General features: G+C 45.2%; 19 protein-coding genes and 2 pseudogenes. 11 read left to right on the forward strand and 10 right to left on the reverse strand.

Annotated features, from left to right (window positions below; all coding sequences use genetic code 11):
* Positions 1 to 3: 3 nt before the first annotated feature.
* The 7 genes from R7Z10_RS00830 (at position 4) to R7Z10_RS00860 (ending at position 6,295) form a co-directional block, all read left to right on the forward strand.
* Positions 4 to 1,311, forward strand: a complete 1,308-nt coding sequence (locus R7Z10_RS00830; RefSeq protein ID WP_021707644.1) for an oligosaccharide flippase family protein — start codon at positions 4 to 6, stop codon at positions 1,309 to 1,311.
* 2 nt (positions 1,312 to 1,313) lie between these two features.
* On the forward strand, positions 1,314 to 1,709 hold the full coding sequence (locus R7Z10_RS00835; protein WP_053350073.1) for a VanZ family protein: 396 nt from the start codon (positions 1,314 to 1,316) through the stop codon (positions 1,707 to 1,709).
* 67 nt (positions 1,710 to 1,776) lie between these two features.
* Entirely contained in the window at positions 1,777 to 2,097 is a 321-nt protein-coding gene (gene yqfB / locus R7Z10_RS00840) for a N(4)-acetylcytidine aminohydrolase (RefSeq protein WP_005385855.1), read from the forward strand.
* Between the two features lie 50 nt (positions 2,098 to 2,147).
* Positions 2,148 to 2,747: a TetR/AcrR family transcriptional regulator gene (locus tag R7Z10_RS00845; RefSeq protein WP_318103674.1), complete on the forward strand. Its 600-nt coding sequence runs from the start codon at positions 2,148 to 2,150 to the stop codon at positions 2,745 to 2,747.
* 151 nt (positions 2,748 to 2,898) lie between these two features.
* Positions 2,899 to 3,933 carry an NADP-dependent oxidoreductase gene (locus R7Z10_RS00850; RefSeq protein ID WP_213873852.1) on the forward strand — a complete coding sequence of 345 codons (1,035 nt, stop codon included), beginning with the start codon at positions 2,899 to 2,901 and terminating at the stop codon, positions 3,931 to 3,933.
* A gap of 14 nt (positions 3,934 to 3,947) precedes the next feature.
* Positions 3,948 to 4,565 carry a glutathione S-transferase family protein gene (locus tag R7Z10_RS00855; RefSeq protein WP_005375238.1) on the forward strand — a complete coding sequence of 206 codons (618 nt, stop codon included), beginning with the start codon at positions 3,948 to 3,950 and terminating at the stop codon, positions 4,563 to 4,565.
* Positions 4,566 to 4,855: 290 nt separating this feature from the next.
* Entirely contained in the window at positions 4,856 to 6,295 is a 1,440-nt protein-coding gene (locus R7Z10_RS00860) for a catalase (RefSeq protein WP_033906756.1), read from the forward strand.
* Between the two features lie 195 nt (positions 6,296 to 6,490).
* Here the strand turns inward: R7Z10_RS00860 and R7Z10_RS00865 are convergent, their stop codons facing one another.
* The 4 genes and pseudogenes from R7Z10_RS00865 to norV all read right to left on the reverse strand — a co-directional run bounded on the left by R7Z10_RS00865 (position 6,491) and on the right by norV (position 10,594).
* Positions 6,491 to 7,369 (reverse strand): NAD(P)-dependent oxidoreductase, encoded by an 879-nt coding sequence (locus R7Z10_RS00865; RefSeq protein ID WP_318103676.1) that lies wholly within the window; start codon positions 7,367 to 7,369, stop codon positions 6,491 to 6,493.
* Between the two features lie 184 nt (positions 7,370 to 7,553).
* A complete protein-coding gene (locus R7Z10_RS00870; protein ID WP_318103678.1) occupies positions 7,554 to 7,892 on the reverse strand; it encodes a DUF1971 domain-containing protein in 339 nt (112 codons plus the stop codon).
* A gap of 42 nt (positions 7,893 to 7,934) precedes the next feature.
* Entirely contained in the window at positions 7,935 to 9,083 is a 1,149-nt protein-coding gene (gene norW, locus R7Z10_RS00875) for an NADH:flavorubredoxin reductase NorW (RefSeq protein ID WP_213906021.1), read from the reverse strand.
* Positions 9,055 to 10,594: pseudogene (norV, locus tag R7Z10_RS00880) on the reverse strand (anaerobic nitric oxide reductase flavorubredoxin). The gene norW and the pseudogene norV overlap by 29 nt, the downstream one beginning before the upstream one ends.
* Positions 10,595 to 10,784: 190 nt before the next feature.
* Between norV and norR the strand changes: the two are divergent.
* The 4 genes from norR (at position 10,785) to azu (ending at position 14,941) form a co-directional block, all read left to right on the forward strand.
* Positions 10,785 to 12,317 carry a nitric oxide reductase transcriptional regulator NorR gene (gene norR / locus R7Z10_RS00885; RefSeq protein WP_005375220.1) on the forward strand — a complete coding sequence of 511 codons (1,533 nt, stop codon included), beginning with the start codon at positions 10,785 to 10,787 and terminating at the stop codon, positions 12,315 to 12,317.
* A gap of 397 nt (positions 12,318 to 12,714) precedes the next feature.
* The gene (locus tag R7Z10_RS00890) at positions 12,715 to 13,233 is read left to right on the forward strand and encodes a hypothetical protein (protein ID WP_053307894.1); all 519 of its coding nucleotides are present in this window, start codon (positions 12,715 to 12,717) and stop codon (positions 13,231 to 13,233) included.
* A gap of 269 nt (positions 13,234 to 13,502) precedes the next feature.
* Complete coding sequence (locus tag R7Z10_RS00895; RefSeq protein WP_149191619.1) at positions 13,503 to 14,153, forward strand: HAD family phosphatase; 651 nt, start codon at positions 13,503 to 13,505, stop codon at positions 14,151 to 14,153.
* Between the two features lie 335 nt (positions 14,154 to 14,488).
* Complete coding sequence (azu, locus tag R7Z10_RS00900) at positions 14,489 to 14,941, forward strand: azurin (RefSeq protein WP_005375211.1); 453 nt, start codon at positions 14,489 to 14,491, stop codon at positions 14,939 to 14,941.
* A 226-nt stretch (positions 14,942 to 15,167) separates the two neighbouring features.
* Here azu and R7Z10_RS00905 read toward each other — a convergent pair whose 3' ends face one another.
* From R7Z10_RS00905 to R7Z10_RS00930, 6 genes and pseudogenes are all read right to left on the reverse strand, one after another.
* Positions 15,168 to 15,518 carry an ethanolamine utilization protein EutQ gene (locus R7Z10_RS00905; RefSeq protein ID WP_149191620.1) on the reverse strand — a complete coding sequence of 117 codons (351 nt, stop codon included), beginning with the start codon at positions 15,516 to 15,518 and terminating at the stop codon, positions 15,168 to 15,170.
* Positions 15,515 to 16,831: an FAD-binding oxidoreductase gene (locus tag R7Z10_RS00910; RefSeq protein WP_193837289.1), complete on the reverse strand. Its 1,317-nt coding sequence runs from the start codon at positions 16,829 to 16,831 to the stop codon at positions 15,515 to 15,517. The genes R7Z10_RS00905 and R7Z10_RS00910 overlap by 4 nt, the downstream gene beginning before the upstream one ends.
* A 12-nt stretch (positions 16,832 to 16,843) precedes the next feature.
* Complete coding sequence (locus R7Z10_RS00915) at positions 16,844 to 18,127, reverse strand: NAD(P)/FAD-dependent oxidoreductase (protein ID WP_239932691.1); 1,284 nt, start codon at positions 18,125 to 18,127, stop codon at positions 16,844 to 16,846.
* Positions 18,116 to 18,277: pseudogene (locus R7Z10_RS00920) on the reverse strand (rubredoxin); the annotation flags it as partial. The gene R7Z10_RS00915 and the pseudogene R7Z10_RS00920, both read right to left, overlap by 12 nt.
* A 142-nt stretch (positions 18,278 to 18,419) precedes the next feature.
* Positions 18,420 to 19,856, reverse strand: a complete 1,437-nt coding sequence (locus R7Z10_RS00925; protein ID WP_104980126.1) for an aldehyde dehydrogenase family protein — start codon at positions 19,854 to 19,856, stop codon at positions 18,420 to 18,422.
* Position 19,857: 1 nt separating this feature from the next.
* A complete protein-coding gene (locus R7Z10_RS00930) occupies positions 19,858 to 21,045 on the reverse strand; it encodes an aromatic ring-hydroxylating dioxygenase subunit alpha (RefSeq protein WP_318103681.1) in 1,188 nt (395 codons plus the stop codon).
* Positions 21,046 to 21,075 lie beyond the last annotated feature (30 nt).

Raw genomic sequence — 21,075 nt, forward strand, 5'->3', positions numbered from 1 at the left:
CCTATGTTTCACACTGTTCAACAAAAATTACTGTTGATGCCCAGCGGTAAAAAAAGCTTGTTATCTACCGGATTAAAAACCGCAATCACGCGTGTGTTGAGTGCGCTATTTGCTTTTTTACTGACTCTGATTGTATCGAAGACCAGTGACGCTTCGACGGCCGGTCAATTCTTCTTTTTATTCAACCTAGTCTCGCTACTCGCTATCGTTTCTCAGCTAGGTTTTGATGTCTCGTTAGTTCGTTACAATGCGATCGCTTTTAATAACAAAGAGAAGCTTGAACAAAGCCAAAACTATAAAACCGCACTTTATCGAAGTATGGCATTTTGCTTGCTCGCCATAGGCGTTTTGTTGGCAGGGTTTAATCTGTTTCCAGAACAGCTAAACCAGACTCAATCACCAATGTATGCGATTACTTTATGCTTGCTTTGCATACCTTTCTTGGTGCTTGCGCAAACCAACAGTCGGGTGCTTCAAGCATGTAGAAAAGTTGTATCATCTCTGTTTGCGTTGCAGCTTGGGGTAAGCATGTTGATGGTCATTTTTGTCTTTGCCCTAGACTATATCGGTCAGCAAAATATCAACAATCTAATGACCGCACTGCTTTTAGCGAGCATAGGTGTCGCGGTCATATCTAGTGCCAATTGGCTTGGCTCAGATCAATATCAAACATCGGCTTTCGTACCAAACAAAAAAATGGTCTCTTCTGCCAAGCAAGTCTGGGTTGGCAGTATCTTCACGAATGTTCTTCAATGGGGAAGCCTTGTTATTACGGGCTTTTTTATCTCAACAGCGGAACTCGGTTTGTTAGCCGCAGCCCAACGTACATCACTACTGATTGGCTTCGTGCTGATTACCATTAACTTTGTGGTCGCCCCGATGTTTGCCTCTCTCTACAAAGAGCGTCAAATGCGCAAACTGCAGAACCTGAGCCGCTTGGCGTGCCGAGCTAATGTTGGTTTAGCGATTGTACCCGTAATTATTTGCACCCTCTTCCCCGAGTTTGTAATGCAGTTTTTTGGTGAGGAGTTTCTCGCCGCGGCGCCACTATTAGTCGTCCTTTCTCTGGGGCAGTTAGTCAATGTTGCGACTGGTTCAGTAGGTTTTTTATTATTAATGAGTGGTCATGAGAGAACCATGAAATACATTACAATTTCCTCCGGCACGGTGTCCATCTGCCTACTTGTTACGCTTTGCCAAATGTTTGGGGTGATTGGTGCAGCGTGGGCAATGGCAATTGGCATGGCTATCCAGAATTTAGCTGCACTGTACTTTGTAAAACGTTACTTAGGCTTCTTTCCAATAGGTTAATTATGGCTTTAATACTGGCACGCACGAGTTTTGTTTTAGTCCTGATGCTAACCGCTTCACTCTCTTTGTGGAAAAGCTCTGACCTACACCATACTGCTTACCTGCAAATGGAAACCTACTTAGGCGGATCAAGTACGCTTCACTTTACTTTCAGTTTATTGATCGGCTTTTTATCGGTCTTCACGTTCCCTTCTCTGGTGAGCTCGAATAAAACCGACGTTTTTGGGATTCGTCTTTTGCTACTGCTGTTGGCTATCGTTTCAATGGAAGAAATAAGCCAACTTTTTATTCCAAATCGATCATTTAGTTTTGATGATCTCAGCACCAACTGGATAGGCGTTATCTCAGGTTACTTTAGTGCCAAGTTAATTCGCTTCATCCGCACTCGATCGTTCTAGTAATACAGGAATCTCTGGGGGATTTGGGTATATAATTACGCCAAACAACCAGACTAACGAGTACATCATGCCATCTCATCCAACCAAGATTACTTTTTTTGAATTCTTAACCCCGTTGATCACGTCAGGCAAAAAGACGATAACGATTCGAGATGAATCAGAAAGCCATTACGTTCCCAATACAGAAGTCGAAGTTTTTACCTTAGAAACGGATCGTAAAGTCTGCGATATCAAGATACGTTCTGTAGAACCACTTCACTTTGAAGATATTAATGAGTTTCATGCAGAACAAGAAGCCATCGAACTACCAAAACTCAAGCAGTTAATTCGAGAAATCTACCCAAATACCGACACGCTCTTTGTTATTGAGTATGAGCTGATTAAATAACCCACAACAAATACTAGACGACTGGTCTAATTCATTCTATAGTACACTCCATGAACGCAAAGACGAATGACACACGCCAACATATTCTCGACGTCGGATACGAGTTGATCGTAAACCGAGGGTTCACGAGTGTTGGTCTTTCAGAGCTGTTAAAAAAGGCCGCAGTGCCAAAAGGCTCGTTTTATCATTACTTCAAGTCCAAAGAACAATTTGGTGAAGCGATGATTCAAGACTACTTTACTAAGTATTTTGAGCGTTTAAACGCACGCTTTACCAATACTGAATTGAGTGGCTACCAACGCCTAATGAGCTATTTCGAAGAAATGGTCAAAGTAGAAGACGACGTGTGTAATGCGAACAAATGTTTATTGGTCAAGTTAAGTGCAGAAGTCTCCGATCTCTCTGAGTCAATGCGCTTGGCATTACGCCAAGGAGCAGACAAAACCATTCAAGCGATAGCGGATTGCATAGACATCGGCGTTCAAGATGGCTCAATCCCCAATGGTGACAGTGCGTTATTAGCAAGGCAGATATACTACCTTTGGAATGGCGCTAGCTTGCTGAACAAACTTTATCAAGATCAGGCAGCATTGACGCAAAGTCTGACCTATACTCAACACTTACTGCAGAATACGCGCACTTGTCCATAACAGGCGGCGTGGAAGCAGAATGAACACCCTACACACGTTTCACTGTCAGAAAAAGCGTCAGTGTTAACACAGTAAACCTTCCCGCTTTAAATAAGCGGGATATTTTGAAACAAATACTAGACGACCGGTCTAATTAACAAGTGAGATAGATATGACTAACGCAACAAATCGCAGAATCGTACTCGCGTCACGTCCCCATGGTGCACCGACACAAGAAAACTTTCGTTTAGAAGAGGTAACGAAACCGACTCCGAGAGAGGGTGAAATGCTATTGAGAACGGTTTATTTATCTCTAGATCCATACATGCGTGGTCGCATGAGTGATGCCGAATCATACGCTGACCCTGTTGCAATTGATGACGTAATGGTCGGTGGTACAGTTTGTCAGGTAGAAACATCAAACCACCCAGATTACGAAGCGGGTGAATGGGTTCTTGCTTACACTGTTGGCTGGCAAGACTACGCTATCTCAACTGGTGAGATGGTCATTAAACTTGGTAAAGAACCGCAAAACCCTTCTTACGCGTTGGGCGTTGCAGGTATGCCAGGATTTACCGCGTACATGGGTTTACTCGACATTGGTCAGCCCAAACCAGGGGAAACCATCGTGGTAGCAGCTGCTACGGGGCCTGTAGGCGCAACAGTTGGTCAAATTGGTAAAATCAAAGGTTGTCGAGTTGTTGGTATAGCAGGCGGAGAAGAAAAATGCCGTTACGCTAAAGAGGTGCTTGGTTTCGATGAGTGTATTGATCACAGAGCTGAAGACTTTGCAGAACAACTGAAAAATGCCTGTGACAAAGGTATCGATGTTTACTTCGAAAACGTAGGTGGCAAAGTATTCGAGGCTGTAATGCCACTTCTGAATACAAATGCGCGTATCCCACTTTGTGGTTTGATTTCTCAGTACAACGCGACAGAGCTGCCTGAAGGTACCGACCATCTTCCATTACTAATGGGTAAGCTCCTGACCAAACGAATCAAGGTGCAAGGCTTCATCATTTTTGATGATTACGGACATCGTTACGGTGAATTTGCGCAAGATATTAATCAATGGTTGGCAGAAGGAAAGATCCAATACCGCGAACATCTAGTACAAGGACTGGATAATGCGCCAGAAGCATTCATCGGTCTGTTGGAAGGTAAGAATTTCGGCAAGCTTGTAGTACAGATTAACGACCCATTATAAAAAGGGATATGTAAATGATTAAACTTCACCACCTCAATCAGTCTCGTTCAAAGCGCATCATTTGGTTACTTGAAGAGCTAGATGTAAATTACGAGATTGTACCCTATGTCCGTGATTCCGTGACCTTCATGGCACCGCCAGAACTAAAAAGTGTTCACCCATTAGGAAAGTCACCTGTTCTTGAAGATAACGGCGAGATTATCATTGAGTCAGGTGCAATGACCGAATATTTGATTGAGAAATACAGTGACGGAGCCTTTGCTCCTGAGCGTGGTACAAAAGCACACACAGAATATTTGCAATGGATGCACTTTGCAGAAAGCTCTGCAATTTTACCTATGCTGCTAAAAATCTTCGTAAGCAAAGAGCCAAATGAAACTCAGTTTTTATCAGGCTATGCCGACAAGGAAGCAATGAATGTACTAGGCTACTTCGAGCAATCCTTAGAAGGCAAAACTTACCTAGTAGAAGAGCGTCTGACTGGCGCTGACATCATGATGTCTTTCATTGTCGAATTGGTTCAAAAGTTTGGTTTAGTTAATCACTTCCCTAATATTGAACGTTATGGGAAACAGCTCGCGACACACCCAGCATTTGCAAAAGCTGAACAACTTGAAGTGAAGTACTCTTAATTACTTCCCCCCTTTCGCCCCTTTGATCACACGTAAAACTTCATTTAAGGGGCGATATTACTAGCATCGCAGACACGCTAACTGGATAGCGCTCCCCCCAGTCAATCGCTTTCGAGAACGCCGATTGTTATGTCAATCAAGCTAATGTAGTAAATTTCTGATTCTAATATAGTTTCGACCATAGTCACCATCTATTGAATTGATAAGCAATATCAGTTTTCTCCCCCAGCTTTTCCGTAATAACCTCCTCTACAGTTTCTAAGGTATTGAACCCTGGAGGGGGAAGAAAAATGACAAACAAGAAATTGACTACAGCAGCAGGCTGCCCTGTCGCACATAACCAAAACGTTATGACTGCAGGTCCTCGTGGCCCTCAACTATTACAAGACGTTTGGTTCCTTGAAAAATTGGCACACTTTGACCGCGAAGTGATCCCTGAGCGTCGTATGCACGCAAAAGGTTCTGGTGCTTACGGTACGTTCACAGTAACGCACGACATCACAAAATACACTCGCGCTAAGATCTTCTCTGACATCGGCAAAAAAACAGAACTATTCGCTCGCTTCACTACTGTAGCTGGTGAGCGCGGTGCAGCAGACGCAGAACGTGACATCCGTGGTTTCGCACTAAAATTCTATACTGAAGAAGGTAACTGGGACTTGGTTGGTAACAACACACCAGTATTCTTCCTACGTGACCCACTAAAATTCCCAGACCTAAACCACGCAGTAAAACGCGACCCTCGCACTAACATGCGTAGCTCTACCAACAACTGGGATTTCTGGACATCACTACCAGAAGCATTCCACCAAGTGACTATCGTAATGAGTGACCGTGGTATCCCAGCTTCTTACCGTCATATGCATGGGTTTGGTAGCCACACATTCAGCTTCATCAACGCAGAAAACGAGCGTTACTGGGTGAAATTCCACTTCAAAACTCAGCAAGGCATCAAGAACCTGACTGACCAAGAAGCAGAAGCGATCGTAGGTAAAGACCGCGAAAGCCATCACCGTGACCTTTACGAAGCGATTGAGCGCCAAGACTTCCCTAAATGGAAGATGTACGTACAGATCATGCCTGAGCTAGAAGCGGATGAAGTCAACTTCAACCCATTCGACCTAACACGTGTATGGTCTCAAAAAGATTACCCACTGATCCCAGTTGGTGAGTTCGAACTGAACCGTAACCCAGAAAACTTCTACGCAGAAGTTGAGCAATCAGCGTTCAACCCAGCTGCAGTCGTACCTGGTATCGGCTTCTCTCCAGATAAAATGCTACAAGGTCGTCTGTTCGCTTACGGCGATGCTCAGCGTTACCGTCTAGGTGTGAACCATCATCAAATCCCAGTGAACGCACCTCGTTGCCCTGTTCACAGCTACCACCGCGATGGCGCAATGCGCGTTGATGGCAACTTTGGTTCAACACTGGGTTACGAGCCAAACTACAAACAAGAATGGGCAGAGCAACCAGATTACTCTGAGCCACCTCTACGCATCAATGGCAACGCTGATCACTACGATCATCGTGTAGACGAAGACTACTTCAGCCAAGCGGGTGACCTATTCCGTCTGATGAGCGAAGAGCAACGTCAAACTCTGCTCGATAACACAGCTCGCGCAATGGACGGTGTACCAGAGTTCATCCAACAGCGCCACGTTCAACACGCATACCAAGCGGACGAAGCGTACGGCAAAGGTCTTGAAATTGCACTAGGCTTAAACAAGTAAGCGAACGCTGTGATCGTCACGCTGTGTGATTAAAAGACATAAAAAAGGAGGTGCTCTACAGCACCTCCTGATTTCAAATCACTAATCCTTAATCAAAAGTCATAAACCATGCTCAAGGAGGTTCATTATGATTAACTTAGATTTCTTTAAGCTCTTTGATACCAAAGAACTGTTTATCTATTACTGATTCATCAACTACTGATTTTTAGCGACCGCTTTGATCAGTACTGATGTATCCATGCGACCTAAACCATCACGTTGAAGGTCTGCGTATTGCTCATCCACTTTCTTAGTCAGTGGAAGTTCTAGACCCACTCGCTCAGCTTCTTGCAGACAGAAACCTAAGTCTTTGCGCATCCAATCAATAGCAAAGCCAAAATCGAACTTGTCTTCAGCCATCGTATTTGCGCGGTTTTCCATCTGCCAAGAACCTGCAGCGCCATGCTTGAGTGTTTCTACAACTTGAGCAATGTCCAAGCCTGATTTTTGTGCTAGCAACAAAGCTTCACTCAGACCTTGTAAAACGCCTCCAATACAGATTTGGTTTACCATCTTACAGCGTTGACCCTGACCGTTTTCACCCAGTAGCGTCATCTGCTTCGCGTACACATCCATCGCCGGAGACACACGGTCAAAAATGCTTTGTTCACCACCACACATGATGGTTAGAACACCATTTTCTGCGCCCGCTTGACCACCAGAAACTGGCGCATCAATAAAGTGATTACCGTACTTAACACACGCTTCAGCCAGCTCAACCGCTAGGTCTGCAGAAGTGGTCGTGTGATCGACTAGCACTGCGTCCGCTTTCAAGCCGACCAGAATGCCCTCTTCACCGTAAACAACGCTACGAACGTCATCATCATTACCCACACAGGTAAAAACGATGTCACAGCCTTCTGCCGCTTCACGTGGTGTTTCACAAGCTATGCCTTGGTATTCTTCAGCCCATTTGTCGGCTTTCGCTTTTGTGCGGTTGTATACTTTGGTTTCAAAGCCCGCTTTACTTAGGTAACCAGCCATTGGGTATCCCATCACACCCAGACCAATAAATGCTACTCGTTGTTTTTCCATTGCACGCTTCCCTTAGTTCACCTGACTGAAATGTTTCGTAACATGCTACTAAAGAATTGAAATCATTACTCGTGATTTCTCTTTCCTCGGTCTCGATGATCCTGCATTGCAGTCCGTTTATTGCGCCTTCTACCCCCCTTTACTTGACGATTAGCGTAACAGTCAAAGCACTTACAAAGGTTCACTACTGCTTAGCGTGGAACATCGCTTGCCCACTCTTGTCCTTGTTCGACCAGAAATTGATGTTGAACTGAGCATCATCGCTCATCTCAATGCGGTGCCAGTACTGCGGTGGACTGGTAGCAAACTGGCCTGCATTAATCACCACCACTACTTCTGCTTCTGTGGCATTTTCATCAGCAAAGCCGTAGTAAGTCACTTGCCCTTCCATGACGCACAGCTGCCCAAACACACCCTCAGCGGTATTGTGATGAGTCAGTAGCGCTGGTGGCACATTGTCTTTAGTGAAGAAAGGCGTTGAACGTTGAGCAGTCCAGTCTTTAGGAATTCGTAGATGCGACATAATAATACCCTCTCTAATTACAATTCTTTTCGTTTAAATCGGTTAAGCCTGACCGGCTTGAGACAACTCTCGAAGCAATGGAAATGCTTGCGTAACTTGTTCTCCCGTCACGACGAAGCCCATGAGTCGGCTATTTTCATCTTCTGCTTTCGCGGCAATGCCAGTTTGAGAAATTTGCACGCTCCAGTTCGTCACCGAACTAAAATCGCCTGCCAATTGAATTGGGTAGCTCGGCGTTTTGACCTTTACCATCATAGGCGGTAGTTTCAACTCTGCTTCTTGCCCCAGTAGTTGTTTGCCCAAAGCATTGGCACTTAGCACGATCGGTTGGAGGTACGGCATCATTCGACCTTGGATCTCAGCACAATCGCCTAATGCGAACACATTGGCTGCTGATGCCTGTAATCGAGCATCCACCTCGATGCCTTTATTGACACTCAACCCACAAGCCTTCGCTAACCAAGTGTTAGCACGTAAACCCGCAGCTGAAATCACTACATCGGCTTCGATTTCCTTACCTTTGCTCAAGCTTGCCACCAGCGAATCATCCGAGTGATTGATCGCGACAACTCCAGTCTCTAAGGCAAGTTGAATACCTTGCTGCTTAAGTTGATTCTCCAGCGGCAATGCAACAAATTCAGGAATCAAGTTAGCGAGCAAACGGGGATTTGGCTCAACCACCGTAACGGCTTTACCACTGGTTGCAAGATCCATGGCGATCTCGACGCCGATCAAACCACCACCCATTACTAGAATTCGTTCCGCGCGGCTAATTTGCTCTTCCGCTAATTGATACTCTTGTAGCGAGTTCAGCGTTATCACCTCAGGTGCTGCACCACCAGATATTGGCGGCACAAAGGCTTTCGCGCCTGTCGCAAACACCAGTTTGGAATAAGGATAGGTTTGGCCGTTGGCGACCACTTGCTGAGCTTGCACGTCGACATGCTCAACCTTGGTATGGGCGAACAGTTCGATGTTGTGTTCCTGTGCAAACGCCTCACCACTTTTAACTACCAAGTCTCGGGCAGTTTGCTTGTTACTGAATACATGACTCAAATCGGGCTTGTTGTATTCCGCGCCATCATCAGCAGTAAACACTTGCAGCGGAATATGTGCGTCCATTCGACGCACTGTTTTCACCAATTGGTAAGCCGCAAAGCCGCTACCAATAATCACAATAGGTGCTTGCATATTCCCTCCTAACCGTTGTATTCAACGAAAACGTCTTTACCCAAGTGACATTCTGGGCACAAGAAGTAATCTGGCACTTCCGACCAAGCTGTACCCGGTTCAACACCTTGGTTAGGCTCACCTTTAGCTGGGTCGTACACCCAATTGCAAACCGTACAAACCATGCATTGACAATCTGCGGGATGTGCCTCGGTACTAGGGTTACTAGGAGCAGCATCTACTACCGCCTGTGTTGTAGCTGGCGCAGCAGGTTGTGATTGAACTTGTGGTGCAGACGCAGCAATTGCCGGAGAAATAACAGGACTTGTCAGGTCATGCTTTGCCCATAATTTCGCGATGTTTTGACCATGTTCGCGACATTCACGCATCGCTTTACCATCTGGTCGCCATTTGGTTTTCAAACTCACTGCGGTTTCAAAGCCTGCGTCAGTCAATCGAGCATGGATACGATCTACCGCACCACCGTTCCAACCGTAGCTACCAAACGCAGCGGCTTTCTTCGCTTTGAAGCGCAGACCGGTAATTTCTTCTAGCATGCCTGCGATCTTCGGCATCATGACGTTATTCATCGTAGAAGAGCCAACCAAGATGCCTTTTGAGCGGAATACATTAGCGAGAATTTCATTCTTATCATGCTTAGAGACATTAAAGACTTTGACCGCCACGCCAGGATCGACATCGTGAATACCCTGCGCGATTGCATCGGCCATCATTCGGGTGTTGTTTGACATAGAATCGTAGAAAATCGTAATGCGATCTTCTTGATAATTGTCTGCCCACGCCAAGTATTGCTCGATGATTTGAACTGGATTATCGCGCCATACAATACCGTGTGACGTTGCGATCATGTCGACAGGCAAATTAAAGCTCAGCACTTCTTTGATTTTTGCGGTTACCAAGCTGCTGAATGGCGTTAGGATGTTTGAGTAGTAACGCAAACACTGTTCCATCAACTCATTTTGATCCACTTCATCATTGAATAAGCGTTCATCGCAGTAGTGCTGACCAAATGCGTCATTGCTGAATAACACTGCATCGCCAGTTAGGTAAGTCATCATGCTGTCTGGCCAATGTAGCATCGGCGCTTCCACGAACACCAATTGCTTACCGTTGCCAATATCAATGCTGTCGCCTGTTTTTACGGTTTTGAAGTTCCACTCAGGATGGTGGTGATGACCCACAATCGAATCAATCGCCGCTTCTGTACAGTAAATTGGCGTGTTCGGAATCTTCTCCATCAATGCCGACAATGCGCCCGAGTGATCTTCTTCAGCATGGTTTACTACGATAAAGTCGATAGACTTAAGGTCGATTTCCATCTCTAAATTTTGGATGAATTGTTGACTGAATCGATGATCGACCGTATCAATCAATACGGTTTTCTCTTCACGAATTAAATAACTGTTGTAGCTGGTACCTTTTGTCATTTTGTATTCTGTACCGTGGAAGTCTTGAACTTCCCAATCGCGTTGACCTACCCAGTGGATGTTGTTTTTTACGTGAATTGTCATAATTACTACCTTGAATGACGGGATAAACAAAAATAATTTCTTCTTGTATTGCACTGGGCGTGCCAACTTTTAATTGCTATATATTTCAATGTCTTAATTAAAACCCAACTTTAATGACTGTCATTTAGACACAGTTGAAAATAGTCATTTAGACACTACAATAGTCATATTGACACAATCGGTATTGGCTATGACTTCTTTAATCGCGCAATGGCTACACATCACGCAAGATCTTAACTCGGCGCTCACTCAACAGGCTCGCTTCGATACGTTATTAACCACGATTCGAGAGGTATTGAAGTGTGACTCTTCTGCCCTTCTTTTATATGAAGACCAGCACTTTAAACCTTTAGCAATCAATGGATTGGCGAAAGAAGTGCTTGGACGCCGTTTCTCTATTGAGCAGCACCCAAGATTAGAAGCCATTGCCCGAGCAGGCGACATCGTGCGCTTTCCCTCCGACAGCGACTTACCTGATCCATACGATGGCTTGATTCCAAACCACGATGACAAACTGCATGTCCATTCCTGCATTGGTTTACCTTTGCTGATCGACGATCAACTGATTGGTGCCATTACTATTGACGCCTTCGACCCCAACCAATTTGATGGGCTACGCAACCAAGAGTTACGTTTTGTCAGCGCGTTGGCAGCAGGTGGCCTACACACAGCACTCCTACTAGAACAACTAGAGACACAAGCGAGCCTGCCACGTGATTCTTACGCCGAGAAGCGCACCTTAAGTAATGAAATCATTGGCAACTCTCAGGGTATGAAGAATCTTCAAGAGCAGATTGATGCAGTCGCCGATACGGAGTTGTCTGTATTGGTCATGGGAGAAACGGGCGTAGGTAAAGAGTTGGTTGCCAGCGCTATTCACCATCGCTCTAGCCGCTCTAGCAATACTTTGGTTTACCTCAACTGTGCGGCGCTGCCAGAATCAGTCGCGGAAAGCGAGTTGTTCGGCCATATCAAAGGCGCATTTACAGGCGCAATCAGCAATCGCAAGGGTAAGTTCGAACAAGCCGATGGCGGCACACTGTTTTTAGATGAAGTCGGCGAACTGTCGTTAGAGCTGCAAGCCAAGTTACTTCGAGCTCTACAATATGGAGACATTCAACGTGTGGGTGATGACCGCCATATTCGAGTCAATACACGCATTGTCGCCGCCACCAACCGTATATTGCATGAAGAAGTGACTGCTGGTCGCTTCCGAGCCGACTTATATCACCGCCTAAGCGTCTTCCCGCTTCATGTTCCACCTCTTCGTGAACGTGAAGACGATGTGGTGTTACTCGCAGGCTTTTTTGCCGAACGTTTAAGAAGCAAATTGGGATTGAACAGCATTCGTTTGTCCCCCACTTTGGTGCAGGCACTCAAAGACTATTCATGGCCAGGCAACGTGCGAGAGCTTGAACATGTCATTAAACGTGCTGGTGTTTTGGCAAAAGCGCGTACCCACGCCATGGACATTGAGTTAGTTGAGCAAGATTTTGACATCCGAACGCCGAATCAGAACATCAAGAACGTTGAAGAAACGGAACAAAAATCTCGGCTTGAGCTACCAGAAGGCGGATTAAAGCCTGCCACAGACGCCTTCCAAAAAGCGATGATTGTTCGAGTTCTGGAAGAGAACCAAGGTAACTGGGCAGCAACGGCACGTCAGCTTGAATTAGATAACGGCAATTTGCACCGATTAGCAAAACGGCTAGGGATAAAATAGACACTAACGAATATCACCTAATATGGCATATTCATCGCCAAATAAAGAGCCGATGCCCAACCGCTCACTCAGCCCACTATAAGTAGTGAGCTGAGTGCTCAGATAGAATAGCCACCTAAGTTTGACGGTATTTTCTTCTAAATTTTATTGTCTTGAACCACCTCACAGATTTAATAACCCTTAACAATAAACACAATAATAGTTAAGGTATTTTTATGAGCCAGATCTAATAAAATTAAATATATAGTATTTATTTTAAGAATCTAAACTTTCAAAGTTCATCATAATAAATACAACCTCTATGTATACACTTTACCTTCAAAAAACATCAAAATATAATCCCTGCGATAAAAACACTTAAATGAATTTAACTGTATAAAAGTGAGGAGAATAAAATATGGGATATGGGGCGACAGTATATTCATTAGATACTGAAAAGGTTTTTAACGTACTAAAGAATGAGCGTAATCCAGAGCTAGAAAAAGCCATCATGGAAAGGTGTCAAGACTCCTTTAAAGTGATTAATGAAATGCTGGAAAGTAGTGGCGAAAGCATCCGAGCTGAAGAGCTTCTTATGCAGATGCTGTCTGAAGAGATAAAATACAGTCACTTGGGTTACGCCTATGCTTACTTGCTTGAAGCTATATGTAAGATCACTGGTTATTACTTATCCAATAACTCTTGGTATCCTTGCGATGTAAACGATTTCTGCGATATTCCATTCACTAATACCGATTATCCCATAAAATTCCCACTCCCTGACGATTTCCCTGTTGTTTTTATGATAAAAAATCAAGATATTCACCAAGATAACGTTGACTTCGGAGGCTTATCAGAGCAACAAATATCTGAAGTCAAGAGCTGGTACACTCATGCAGTCGTAAACAATCGTGACTTGGTATTATTTTATTATTAATTTTAACTATTAATAAATTATCCAATAGTTAAAATAACAATAGAATATTAATAAAACTCTAGCTTATATTAAGATAGAGTTTTATCTATTTAACTGAAATTTTTATAATTTTAAAAATATTATATTTCACACCTAATTTATAGACTCTGTGTATAGTGTGTTCAGAGGCAATGTGAACTCATAGGATCAAAATCAAGTTCTAATTTTTAGAAGAAAAAACGATCTGCTTGTGTCAAAATGCGCCATCCCAACCAAAAAGTCTTAATGTAATGAACTACCAAGCTGCTATTTTTGATATGGATGGTTTGCTCCTTGATACTGAGCGCGTCTGTATGCATATTTTCCAAGAAGCATGTGAAGCCCAGAACCTACCCTTCTATAAAGATGTTTACCTTTCAATCATTGGTCGCAATGCAGCGGGCATTGAAGTGATTTTTCGTAAAGCTTATGGGGATGATCTTGACCGCTTACACCAAGAGTGGCGCGACCGTTACGACGCTGTGGTTAAGCACCAAGCGATACCGGTAAAAGAAGGGGTGATTGAGCTGCTTGAGTGGTTGAAAGGCCAAGGGTTGCCAATTGCAGTCGCCACTTCTACAGCAAAAGAAGTGGCACAGAAGAAGTTGGAGTTAGCGGGCCTAAGCAAGTATTTCGACAACTTAACGACAGGCTGTGAAGTGTCACACGGCAAACCTGATCCAGAGATCTACCTGCTTGCAGCAAGTCGTCTAAGCGTAGATCCAACCAAATGTCTCGCTTTTGAAGATTCAAATAATGGCGTACGTGCTGCGGTAGCAGCGAACATGATCACTTATCAAATTCCTGATTTGGTTGAGCCTTGCAACGAAATAAAACAATTAGGCCATACCGTCGCACCTTCACTGCATGATGTGTTGCACACGTTAAAACAAACTCGCTAGGTTTACTTGTCATCTGTTCTCTAGAAGCTCAGCAATTTAGCTGAGCTTCTTTCTCGAAACCTCTCCAATACCGTAAAACCAAACAATTCTGCCACCCGTTTAGAGAGATTATTTTCACCTTAACTCTGGCTAATCACGACTTTTGATTTAACTCACGCAATCGCATGAAATAAGGCATTTGAGTGATCAAATAGCGGAACTGACCAGTACAAGCTTGCAACAAAACGTCAATATACCGATTGAAGCACGTTTTTGGAGTGAAAATTGGCTGATAATGAGAACTATTGGATAAGATCAATCCAAGTCAGCCTAAAATACAAAATGGAGAGTGTTATATGTCTTTACGTTTATTAGCAACAACCTTCGCATTAGTAGGAATGAGCTTTGGTGCCCAAGCCAGTGCCGAGTGTGAAGTGTCATTAGATGCTAACGATATGATGCAGTTTTCTACTAAAACATTGAGCGTACCAGCCACTTGTAAAGAGGTAAAACTAACGCTGAATCACACAGGTAAGATGCCAGCGCAATCGATGGGTCACAACGTGGTCATCTCTGACACAGCCAACCTACAAGCAGTCGGTACTGATGGCATGGCAGCTGGAGCAGAAAATAACTACGTAAAACCAAATGATGATCGCGTCTACGCTCACACAAAAGTAATTGGTGGCGGTGAAAGCACCAGCATTACGTTCAGTACTGAGAAAATGAAAGCCGGCGGTGACTATTCATTCTTCTGTTCGTTCCCGGGTCACTGGGCAATCATGCAGGGTAAATTTGAGCTAAAATAAAAGCTTTAGCCAAGCCAAAAGAAGACTCATTATAGGGAAGCCAAGGCTTCCCTTTTTGATAGATAAAATAGCAATTGAGAAAGGTCTAACACGTCTGGAAACGTGACCAAGAAACATAGCAAGTATGAAACCCTTGCTCCATTGAGATTAAGTTCTTTTGCGAAAAGTTATGGTTAAAAATCAGATTTTTATTTTGTCTTTCCGAAACACAACTAAATGATAAAAGTCATTCAATACCATGTAACTCTTTCCAGTTTCCTGGATGAACCACATAGCCGAACAGAGCATGCCCACCATAAACCAATTCAGTCCCTTCCGGTATCCACAGCATCTGACCTGGGTGCACAAAATGTGTTTCACCATTTGCGGTCAGCTCGAAACAGCCTTCAATCACGAAAATAACCTCATCATAAAGCACTGTCCAAGCCACTTGAGCGCCTTCCCATTTAGCAAAGCCTACGCCTATGTTTGGTGAAATTTCTGGGCTTAACGCCCTGGCAACATACGCCATTCCTGGCGTATCACCACGAACATTGAAATCTAGACTTTTACTATCAACAAGTTTGACTGGCTTCATAATTCACTCCGGCTTTGCCATTTTGCTAATTGGATACGCGTTTTTACTCCCAAACCTAAAAAAGGCTCTGGCGGATTCAAACAAGGCATTCCTGTCACTTGCTGTATGTCATCCAATGATTTAGATGTCGCACCAACGACATAGTCAGCTAACAGTGTTCCAGAAATGGTTCCCCACGCAGCACCAACACCATTGTCACAAGCGCTGGCATAAACACCTTCATCTAATTGACCGAAAAAGTTAGTAAAGTTACGAGAGATGGCATACACCCCACCCCATGTGTGAGTAAATGGTACGTCGGCCAGCTCGGGATAACGCGCCAGAAAGACCTGACGATGATCGTCGCGAATTTGTTCTCTGACTTTATCGTTCATGCTTGAGCCATATTTCGGCACGTGTTTGTAAGTATTGCGGATCAAAATACGTCGATCGGCGGTCATACGTAACGTCGTTCCCGCATGATCAGCTGGAGTTAACCCCCAATTCAGCTCACCTCCGTATCGCTGCATTTCTGCGTCGGTTAATGGACGCGTCCAGCTTGCAAACGTCATCACTGGAAGTAGTCTGTTTTTAAGATAACCAAACTCCCGAGTAAAAATGCTGGTCCCAAGCAGCAGTTCAGGGGCTTCAACAGAGCCTCTATCTCCATGTAATACCCAGCAACCGTTTTCTTTACTGAGCTTGCGGATTGGCGAGTTCTCTAACACCTCGACGTTCTCTGGAAGGCTTTCCCCTAGCCCACGCACCAAAGCAGCAGGTTGCATTAAATAACCACCTGGCGTGTAAATTGCGCGGCTGTAGTAGTTTGTTCCCAAGACTCTCGCCAGCTCACTGCCATTAACATGGAAGTATGGTTCGCCAAGGTCTTTCATTAGGTGCTCAAAGTGATCGAGATACGCTTCACCGCGCGCCCCTACGGCTCCTTGATATTTGCCCTTTGCTGACCACTGACAAGAAATACTGTGCTTCGACACTAAAGTGTTTAGCTGAGCAATCGCAGAACGGTTGAGTGATAATAACTTTTGCTTGTGCTCAGGGTCGGGATGCTCAAGTGAAAACTTATGAGGCAAATCGATAACAAAGCCCGAATTTCTTCCTGAAGCCCCTTGGCCGATACGTTGCGCATCAATCAGTATAATTCGTGCATTAGGCATAAGTTCAGCTAAACGTCTTGCCATAGCTAGGCCTGCGAAACCGGCACCTAACACGGCATAGTCAGCACTTTGTTTACCTTTTAACGCCGATTTTTCTGGAATACTTGGCAACGCATGGTACCAACCACACGTCACGTCATCATTGGGTAAATGAATCATCTTTTTTCTCCGCTACGCTGCTGACAGTTTCAATGACAATTGATCTAGCCAAGGGCCGCGTAATGACTGTACTTTTCTTCCTAGCAACGCAAAACCGAGCATTGCTCCTTCTGGTGAATAAAACGCAGCGGTCAATTCATCTGCTTGGTTCTCGATGTACCATTGTCCCTGTTCTTCAGCGGCTACCGGGAAAATCGTGAGTGGAAGAATCGGCGTTTTTACAATCACTGGAGTTGGTGTTAACGAGATAGGGGCGACATCGCCTAGCAAGCTTTTCGCTACAGAAGGGATCATTTGATTAATCGGTGCAATATAGGGCTGCCAACCTTGCTCAGTTTCAACACAGTCACCTAGCGAGTAAATATTCTCATCACTCGTCTGGCCGAATTGATTCACTTTAATGCCACGGCCCACTTCGAGCCCTGCTTGCTCAGCCAGAGAAACATTTGGCTTGAGTCCAACCGCGCTCAGCACTAGATCTGCTTCAATCTGCTTGCCACTGTTTAGATGTAAAACCGCACTAGATTCCGACCTTGGTTCGATTCTGGTGATACTGTCTTGTAGAGCCCATTGCACGCCTCGATCGGCAAGTGCGCTTTGTAATGATTCACCCAACTGTTGCGGGATCAAACGCTCCATTGGCCATTGACCCAACCCGATAACTGTTACTTCATAACCGCTTTCGATCAGATCATTTGCGAACTCACAGCCAATTAAGCCATCACCTAGGATCGCGATGCGCTTTTTGTCTTGCAGCTCCGCTCTGAAACGGCGGTAATCAACTAAGTCGTTCACACTCATAACCCAAGAGCGATCGCCCTCAATTGGGATTTCAATCGGTGATGCACCTGTTGCCAGTACCAAGCGGCTGTAGGCGTATTTACCGATGGAGGTATGTAACGTTGAATTGGCACGATCGATCTGTTCAACACGGGTATGCGGGTAAACTCGGATATTGAGACGGCTTTCCCACTCCAACGCGCTCTCACTTTGTAGCGCGTCGCCGTCTTTATTCATGACCAGTGCATTAGACAATGCTGGTTTGCTGTACAAAGCGCCATCATCAGCGGTAAAGACAGTGATCGGAACCGTCTCAGATTGCGCTCTAAGTGCCGCCGCCAACTGGTAACCACTGTGGCCACTACCGATGATAACGATAGGGTCAGCTGAAAATATAGGTTGAGTGACTTCAGATGGAAGTGGCTGAGCCGTATTTGGCTGAACAGACGATCCTACCGATACCGAAGACACTGCCACGACCTCTTCTACTGGCGCATCGTCGGTGATTTCGATCATTTCAAAATCGGCCTTACCCACTAAACAATCGGGGCATAACCAATCATCCGGCACATCTTCCCATGCTGTTCCTGGTGCAATGCCATCGGATGGCCAACCTTGTGCTTCATCATAGATTAAGCCGCAAATAATACAGAGCCACTTTCTCATCACTTATACTCCAACTACCTTGTTCAGAATTTCCGTGTTTACAAACCGCTGTCAGATTTGTTGTGATTCCATCAACCTCGCCCTAGCTTGTGGTCTGAAATCCAAGCCGGTACGAGGTGATGAAAATACAGTTACACGGTAGCTATACGTTGCTGTCTTGCTGCAAACGAATGGCAATATTGCGTGTCTGGACATAGCTATAAATCGCTTCTTGTCCTTTTTCTCGCCCAAAACCGGACAAGCCCACGCCACCAAATGGTGTTTCGATGCCACCAGCAAACCATTCATTGATGAACACTTGTCCACCACGCAGTTGCTGTGCCACATGTAATGTTTGGTTTAGGCTTTCACCAAAAACACCAGCGACCAGGCCAAAATCGGTGCCATTCGCGATCTCGATTGCTTCTTGCTCAGTTTCAAACGGTGTAATCACCAATACAGGACCAAACACTTCTTCTTGTGCAATGCGCATATCTGGCGTGGCTTCAATCACTGTTGGTGCCACAAAGTAACCCGATAGATCAGGTGCGTAGCCACCCGTTAGGATGTTCGCGCCGTCGGCTTTTGCTTGTTCTATCATTTCAAGCACGCGTGCTTGTTGATCAGCAGATACCAACGGTGTGATGTCCGGCTGGCTTTCGCCTTGGCCAATGGTTAGGCTTTTTGCCATTTCCACTACTGCCGCTTTTACTTCTTCATAACGCTCTTTTTGAATCAGCAAACGAGACATTGCCGAACACACTTGACCAGCGTTAAAGAAAATACCGACCTGAACGCTTTTCAAAAGTGTTTCGAGGTTCGCATCTTTCAGCGCGATAGCAGCCGATTTACCACCCAGCTCCATCACCGATGGAGTAGCGCGTTGCGCTGAATCTTGCAGGATGTGTTGGCCGGTTGGAACGGAACCCGTAAAGACAATTTGATCGACCTCTTGGTGCTGCACCAAATGACTGCCAACGACTGAGCCTTTACCGCATAGAAGGTTAATCGTACCTTTCGGGAAGCCCGCTTTTTCAATCGCTTGAATCAACAGAGTCATGGCAAGTGGGGAAATCTCTGGCGATTTGATCACCACTGCGTTACCTGCGGCTAATGCAGGTGCCAATGAGCGTGCACAAATAGAGACAGGGAAATTCCACGGCACAATCTGCACCGACACGCCAAACGGCACATATTGAGTGAAGTCGACATAGTCTTTACCCAACGGAATTGACGTGCCTTCCAGCTTGTCGGCCATGCCTGCGTAGTATTCAAAGTAACGTGCCGACTCTAAAAACTCATCTTTGGCATCTTGCAAAGATTTCCCATTTTCACGACAGGCAACTAACCCACCTTCATCAACCATTTCACGAATAGCTGCGGCGGCTTTTAACATCCACTCGGTTCTGACGGCTGGACGAACGTCCGAAAGAAGGCCTTGATTGACCACTCGGCGTGCCGCTGCCATTGCGCGATCTGCATCGGTGATAGTGGCTTCTGCAATCGTCGCATACGCTTCGGCTGTGCCAGGGTTCATGACGGTCAGCGCTTGCTCTGAATCGCACCACTCACCATCAATATAATTAAGGTAATGCATCATATTACTGCTCCAGTGCCGCTTTCACTTGCTTTGCCAACCAGGTTTGGAAGAAATGCGTCGGAACATCCATTTCTGGTGAGAACACACCACCACCAAAGCCAGGTGAGTAACGACCTTCCTGCATGCCCTCGACCGCTCCAATATCTTCGCCGAATACGACTCGCCATGACTCAACGGTAGCAGTACGGCACGCAGCGAACTCATCTTTCGTTGCTTCATCACCCACATAGAAAACACGTAGGTGCTCAACACTCTTATTCGCAGTGATTGGTTCAATCATCATCGCAAAGGCATGATCGGCTTGAATACCAAGCAACACGTTTGGAAAGAGTGCAACATATTCTGCATGACGCAGTTTATCTTCTGGCCAGCTTGGAAATTTAGGTAAGTGTGTTCCTGCAGTATCAGAGAGGTTGTATGCGAGACTACCTTGGCCAGAAAAACGCTCTGCAAACATGATGTTGTAGTGATCCTCTAGGCGAGAATAACTGTTCAAACTCGGATGCACCCAAGGTAAGTGGTAAGCTTCACAGTAGTTTTCTACGGCAAGCTTCCAGTTACTTTTCACTTCTATCTCTAAGTTGCCACCCATGTTCACGCGGCGAAGAAGCCCTAATCCTTCTTCACCTAAGAATTGCTGCCAACGTTGCTCTAGCGGCGCGATATGGTCTTCAAAGCTTTCTGCATTGCCCGATAAGTTGACGAATACCATGTCCATCCAAACGGCTGAACGAAGTGGCTTAAGGCCGTGCTTTTCACACTTAAATCGATCATCTTTGTGTTTTGCGATACCACCAATGTGTGGTGTGCCTTTTAGATTGCCGTCAAGATCGTACGTCCATGAATGGTAAGGACAGCGAATCATTCCTTGAACTTCGCCTGCCTCATGAACCAGCTTCATACCACGATGACTACATACGTTGTGGAAAACTTGGACTTCACCTTGACGATTTCTCATCATGAGTAGTGGAAGATGCATGAAATCAAGTGGCATCACATAGCCATTTTTAAGCAGGTCTGATGCAAAACCAATGCATACCCAAGTGTTACCAAACACCTGATCACGCTCAAAAGTAAAATACTCTTCGCTGGTGTAGGCCTGATTCGGCATTCCTGTTGCTTCACTGATTGGGTTCAGTACATTATCAACAAGTTCAACAGGAATAATGGTTTGGTTGACATTGCTCATATTCTTATCTCCGAGAGTCGAGTTGCATCC

The sequence above is a fragment of the Vibrio sp. Vb1018 genome, from assembly GCF_033338775.1.
GTDB classification, from domain to species: Bacteria; Pseudomonadota; Gammaproteobacteria; order Enterobacterales; family Vibrionaceae; genus Vibrio; species Vibrio alginolyticus.